Below are 997 nucleotides of genomic sequence, written 5' to 3'. Positions count from 1 at the left end.
CTCAGAAAGTGTCGGGTAATTGATCAACTGCGTGGCGTGATCACTGGCGGTGGTCGTCGCGGTCGAGGTGTCCACGATGATCGCCGCTATGTGTGTCTGTGCGTGCAAGCCGTCCTACGAGTCGTCTCTGACGGATGCTCAGTGGGCTGTGATCGAGCCGCTGCTGCCGCGACGCGATCCGCGCAGGGCGGGCCGGCCGTTGAAGTTTTCGCGTCGGCTGGTCGTGGACACCGTGCTGTACGTGCTGGTCAGTGGCTGCGCGTGGAGGCTGGTCCCGCACGACCTCGCCCCGTGGGACGCGGCCTACCGGTGGTTTCGCGCCTGGAGTGCGGACGGGACCTGGGATCGGGTCCACGACGCACTGCGCGAGAAGGTACGCGCCGCCGACGGACGCGACCCGCAGCCCTCGGCGGCGGTGCTCGACTCGCAGTCGGCCCGCAGCCACCAAGGCGGACAGGCGATCGGCTACGACGCCGGCAAGCGGGTGCGCGGCCGCAAGCGGCACCTGCTGGTGGACACCTGCGGCCTCGTCCTGCGGGCGGTGGTGCACTCGGCCTCCGTCCAGGACCGGGCGGGCGCGAAGCTGGTCCTCACCGGCATCCGGGAACTGTTCCCGCAGGTCGGGCTGGTCTGGGTCGACGGCGGCTACGTCAATGTCGTCGACGCCGGCCTGGTCGGCTGGGCCACGGCGCACGAGGGCCTGGAGATCGTGGCGGTGCCGCGCAACGCGGATGTGAAAGGCTTCCGGGTGCTGCCCCGCAGGTGGGTGGTGGAGCGGACATTTGCCTGGCTGGGACGGTGCAGACGGTTGGCAAGGGACTACGAGCGCAAGACCGCGCACGCCGAAGCGATGATCAAGGTCGCCATGATCCGCCTCATGGCCGCCCGCCTCGCCGGCGAGGAGATCGAACCACGCGGTCCCATCGAGACCGAAGCAGCCCGCCGCCTTGCCGACGACCTCAACGATCAGTAGCCAGCCAATTACCCCACACTTTCT

The 997-nt window shown here is 68.9% G+C and carries 1 protein-coding gene; it reads left to right on the top strand.

Annotated features, from left to right (window positions below; genetic code table 11):
- Positions 1-76 precede the first annotated feature (76 nt).
- Positions 77-973, top strand: coding sequence for an IS5 family transposase (locus IH44_RS0139950; protein ID WP_232795284.1), 897 nt, complete (start codon positions 77-79; stop codon positions 971-973).
- The last annotated feature ends 24 nt before the right edge of the window (positions 974-997 follow it).

Source organism: Kitasatospora sp. NRRL B-11411 (genome assembly GCF_000721345.1).
Lineage (GTDB): Bacteria > Actinomycetota > Actinomycetes > Streptomycetales > Streptomycetaceae > Kitasatospora > Kitasatospora cineracea.
This window is presented reverse-complemented; position numbering and strand designations above follow the sequence as displayed.